Genomic DNA, 4615 nt, shown 5'->3' with positions numbered 1-4615 from the left:
GATCGACCCGGGCATCGAGTACCCGGTCTCCCGGTTCCGGCTCACCACCGGCGGGATGTTCGTGCTGCTCACGGACGGTGTGGTGGAAGGACCGTCGATGAACATCGAGGAGGGCCTCGACCAGGTGGTGCGCCTGGCCGGTGTCGCCGCCGTCGCCCGTCTGGAGGCGCAGTCCCTGGCCGCCGCCGTGATCAAGGGCGCGGAACAGGTGGGCCACGAGGACGACGCGGCGGTCCTGGTCGTGGGTCACGACGGCCTCGACTACACGCCGTAGGACCGGGGGCGGCGGCCCGGCGCGAGGGCCGGGGCCACGGCCCTCGCCTCGCCGACCCGGCCGCCGCGGTGTGTGATGGCTGCTGTGGTGGCATTGCGCGAACTGCGCCGACCGGCTGTCCTCGTCCTGCGGACGGCGGCCGTGGCCGCCTGCTACTACGCGGCGGCCCGGCTCGGTCTGCTGCGCCGGCTCACGGTCGAGGGCGCCGTCTTCACCCCGGTCTTCCCGTCGACGGGCGTGGCCCTGGCCTGTCTGCTGGTCCTCGGACTGGGCTGCTGGCCGGGTATCACGCTCGGCGTGTTCCTCCTCGTCCTGTCGCTCGGCCCGCCGGGACCCGACATCGTCGGCATCCTCATCGGCAACACGGGCGGCCCGGTCTGCGCGTACCTGCTGCTGCGCCGGGTCGGTTTCCGCACCGACCTGAGCCGGCTGCGGGACGGCGTCGCCCTGGTCTTCCTCGGGGCGCTCACCGCCATGCTGGTCAGCTCCGTCGTCGGCATGATCTCCCTGCTCCTCGTCGGCAAGGTCGCCGCGAGCAGCTTCTGGCCGAGCTGGCTGGCCTGGTGGGTCGGTGACGCGATGGGCGTCCTGCTCGTCACCCCGGTCCTGCTGCTGCTGTTCGAGGGCCGCCGACCGCCGCACCTCGGCCGCTGGAAGGAGGCCCTTGGTCTCGCGGTCGCCACCGTCGTGCTGGTCCCGGTGGCCACGCACAGTTCGCTGAGCGCGCTCTTCCTCGCCTACCCGCTGCTGATCTGGGGCGCCCTGCGGTTCCGGCTGGCCGGCAGCATGCCGTGCGCCCTGTTCACCTCGGTCCTGGCCACGATCGCCGCCACGGACGGCGTGGGTGCGTTCGCCGGGCTGTCCCCCGTCGAGGTGATGGTGAAGCTGCAGTTGTTCAACGGTTCCATGGCCCTGACCGCGCTGCTGCTGTCGGCCGTGATCACCGAGCAGCGCAACACCAGGCTCTCCGTCGCGGAGGCCTGCGAGGAGCTGGCCCAGGCGCTGGAACACCTCACCGCACACGACACCCCGGCCGGGCGGGCGCCGCCGGAGGTGGAGCGGTTGCGGCGCGGGAGGGACGAACGGTGACCGGGCGGCCGCCCGGTCACCGTCCCCGTACCCGGGCTTGCCGTCAGACGGTGCCGCTCGCGGTGATCTCGACCTTGGCCTTGGGGGCGCCGCTGCGGGTGCCGTAGCCCTCGATCTTCGTGACCAGGTCCTGGCCCTCGACGACCTCACCGAAGACCACGTGCTTGCCGTCGAGCCATTCGGTCACGACGGTGGTGACGAAGAACTGCGAGCCGTTGGTGTTCGGGCCCGCGTTGGCCATGCTCAGCAGGAACGGACGGTCGTGCTTGAGCTGGAAGTTCTCGTCCTTGAACTTCTCGCCGTAGATGCTCTTGCCACCGGTGCCGTCGCCCCGGGTGAAGTCACCGCCCTGGAGCATGAACTGGGGGATGATCCGGTGGAAACCCGAACCGGCGTAGCCGAAGCCGTGCTGCCCGGTGGCGAGCTCGCGGAAGTTGCGGGCCGTCTCGGGCACCACGTCGTCGAACAGGTTGAACACGATCCGGCCGGCCGGCTCGTTGTTGATCGAGATGTCGAAATAAACGTTGTCGCTCATGCAGGTCAACCTATCGCGAACCGCCGCGAGGTCCCTCCCGTGGGGCCGGACGGCCCCACCGGTGTCGGGCCGGGAGACCGTCTCCTCGGTGCCGGCGGCACAGTCCGAGCTGCGCCACCTCGCCCGCGCCCACGGGGCCGTCCGGGCCGCGTGACCGGTCGCCCCGGTCGACCAGGAGCACGAGGTTGCGCTGGGGGTTGCGCCTGATCTGTTGCGCTGGAGGTTTCGCGGTATTCGTACGCGAGCCCCGGGTGGGCTCAGCTCCTCAGCTCGCCGGGGTCGTGGTCGCCGATGCTGCGGGCCTCATCAAGCGACCGAGCCCAGCACCCACGGCGGTCGGCTGGAAGGTCTCACGCAGAGTGGCTGGCGAACGCCGCCCGTGACGGTGCGGGGCACCTGTTTCACGGTGCCTGAGCAGTGGAAGGGCTGAGCGGTACTTCTTCGCTCCTTGGAGGACTTCATGCCAGAAGCTTTCGAAGACGTCCCTGAGCCTGAGGACGACACCATCGAGGACACCGTCGACGAGACCGGAGTCGACCCCAAGGACATCGAATCGGTCATGGAGCAGGTTGGTGTGCCAAGAGCGAAGGCGGTCAGGGCCTTGAAAGAGAGCGGCGGTGACCTCATCAGCGCGATCATTGCGGTCAGCGGCTAGTTGGCGCGCTGCGACTGCCGTAACCCCCTGAGCCCCTTGCTGTAACTGTTACTGTTACAGCAAGGGGGTGTGAGGACGTGAGCGCGAACAGCAGGATGACGGTCGCCGTCCATGTGCTGGCCTGGATGGCCCTGGTGCACGGCCGCGGGCGTGACGTGGTCACTTCGGACCAGATCGCCACGAGCGTAGCCACCAACCCCGTCGTGATCCGGCGCAGCCTCGCCGATCTACGGAAGGCACACCTGGTGACCGTCCGTCACGGCGCCGGGGCCGGCTGGACGCTGGCTCGCGAACCTGAGTCCATCGCGCTGCTCGACGTCTACCGCGCGGTGCACGACGAGCCTCTGTTCGCCCTGCACCGCGGTGAACCGAACCAGGCGTGCCCCGTCGGCCGCGGCATCCAGTCCGCGCTGCGCCACGTCTATGCCGACGCGGAAGAGGCTGTCCGGCGGGAACTCGCGGGGGTCTCGATCGCCGACGTCCTGAGGGAGACCCTGGCCGACCGCTTCGGCTGATGCGCCGAGCGGGGCCGGCCGGAACCCACCCCTACCCGCAGTTGTAACAAAACCTGTTTCATTGACCTGGATCAAGGGCCGTCGAACGGCCCGTGCTCGGACGTACGGAGGTGGAACGCCATGCGGGCGATCGAGTACCGGCGCCACGGCGGATACGAGGAACTGCGGCTCGTGGACCGTCCAGCCGAACCGGCCACCGGGGGACGTGCGTCGGTCAGGCTCTCCTACGCCGACGTGAGTCCGGCGGACAACACCATCAGGGCAGGCCGGATGGACCCCTCCCTGCACCAGACGCCGCCCCACGTACCCGGCGGCGGCGCGGTGGGTGAGATCACCGACTCCGGGGCGACCGGCCTGGCGGAGGGAGCGCGCGTCGTGGTTTGCGGCGGGGGGCTCGGCTGGCGCACCAACGGCACTTGGCGCGAGCAACTGACCGCGCACGCCAATCAGCTGATATCAATCCCCGACGGGGTGAGCAACGAGGCAGCCTGCGCGCTGTTCGCCGGTGCCGGATACAGCACGGCCTACCTCGTCCTGACCCGGCTGGCCGGGCTGAAGGCCGGCGGCACCCTCCTGGCGCCAGGCATCGGTGGCTCCGTCGGCATGGGCGCCGTGGAGGTGGCCCGCGAACTCGGCGCATCCCTCACCGTCTCCACCGCAAGCCGCACCGACAAAGCCGAAGCCGCCCGTGCCGCCGGCCACGAGCACGTCATCGACCTATCCCGCGAATCCCTGACCGACGGCGTCGCGCGCATCACCGACGGCCGGGGCGTGGACGTCGTGGTCGACGGCGTCGCCGGTCCGCTGCTCGGCCCCTGCATCGCCTCCCTCACACACGGCGGCGTCTACGTCGGCGTCGGATATTCAGGCGGCACCGAAGGCACGGTGAACATCACCGACCTGATACGGAAGAACGCCACCGCCTACGGCTACACCTTCACGATGACCCCACCGGCCGTCGCCCGCGCCGCCCGCGTGACCCTGCTGGAATGGCTGCGCGCAGGCCGCATCACCCCCGCCGTCGCCCGTGTGTTCCCGCTGGACCAGGCCGCCGAAGCGCAGCGCCATCTGATCGAGGACCGGCCCTTTGGCCGCGTCCTGCTCACCATGGCCCGCTGAACCGGGCCGAAGCAAAAAGGAGCTACGACATGCAGCCTCGCAAGGCCTCCACAGCCGATATACCGGAACTGATCCGGCTGCGCGCCGTCGCGTTGGAGAGCCTGGGCACCGACCCCGGACCGGTCGACACACCATGGCGGCTGATCGCCCGCGACTGGTTCGACGAGCGCATCAACCGCCGGGACGACTGCGTCTGCCTCGTCGCCGGCGGTGACCCCGGCGAACCCCTCCTCGCCTGCGGCATGGCCTGGGTCACCTACCATCTGCCCGGTTCACGCTGGCCCGACGGACGCCGCGGCTACCTGGACGGCATCGTTACCGACACCCCGGCCCGCGCGCCCACGCCCCAAATCAACAGGAAAACCCGATCACCCTGGGTGGCCTGCTCGCTGAGCTGCAACATGCCGCGCATCCTCCCGGTCGCCCTG

General features: G+C 70.1%; 6 protein-coding genes and 1 pseudogene. 6 read left to right on the top strand and 1 reads right to left on the bottom strand.

The features are described from left to right. Both ABZ646_RS40510 and ABZ646_RS40505 read left to right on the top strand, forming a co-directional pair. Positions 1–274, top strand: a 274-nt coding sequence (locus ABZ646_RS40510) for a SpoIIE family protein phosphatase (RefSeq protein WP_360530958.1), incomplete at its 5' end; no start/stop codon positions are given. A gap of 84 nt (positions 275–358) precedes the next feature. Beyond that, positions 359–1363 (top strand): MASE1 domain-containing protein, encoded by a 1005-nt coding sequence (locus ABZ646_RS40505; RefSeq protein ID WP_360530961.1) that lies wholly within the window; start codon positions 359–361, stop codon positions 1361–1363. A 43-nt stretch (positions 1364–1406) separates the two neighbouring features. Here ABZ646_RS40505 and ABZ646_RS40500 read toward each other — a convergent pair whose 3' ends face one another. After that, positions 1407–1898 (bottom strand): peptidylprolyl isomerase, encoded by a 492-nt coding sequence (locus ABZ646_RS40500; RefSeq protein WP_360530955.1) that lies wholly within the window; start codon positions 1896–1898, stop codon positions 1407–1409. 460 nt (positions 1899–2358) lie between these two features. On the opposite strand from ABZ646_RS40500, the gene ABZ646_RS40495 reads away from it, so the two are divergent. The 4 genes and pseudogenes from ABZ646_RS40495 to ABZ646_RS40480 all read left to right on the top strand — a co-directional run. After that, complete coding sequence (locus ABZ646_RS40495) at positions 2359–2553, top strand: hypothetical protein (protein WP_360530952.1); 195 nt, start codon at positions 2359–2361, stop codon at positions 2551–2553. Between the two features lie 77 nt (positions 2554–2630). Next, a complete protein-coding gene (locus ABZ646_RS40490; RefSeq protein ID WP_360530949.1) occupies positions 2631–3068 on the top strand; it encodes an Rrf2 family transcriptional regulator in 438 nt (145 codons plus the stop codon). Between the two features lie 120 nt (positions 3069–3188). Then, positions 3189–4187: a zinc-binding alcohol dehydrogenase family protein gene (locus ABZ646_RS40485; protein WP_360530946.1), complete on the top strand. Its 999-nt coding sequence runs from the start codon at positions 3189–3191 to the stop codon at positions 4185–4187. 29 nt (positions 4188–4216) lie between these two features. Beyond that, positions 4217–4615, top strand: a pseudogene (locus ABZ646_RS40480) (hypothetical protein); the annotation flags it as partial.

The sequence above is a fragment of the Streptomyces sp. NPDC007162 genome, from assembly GCF_040634175.1.
Classification (GTDB): domain Bacteria; phylum Actinomycetota; class Actinomycetes; order Streptomycetales; family Streptomycetaceae; genus Streptomyces.
Note: the sequence above shows the minus strand (reverse complement) of the source record. Positions and strands in the feature narration are given on the sequence as shown.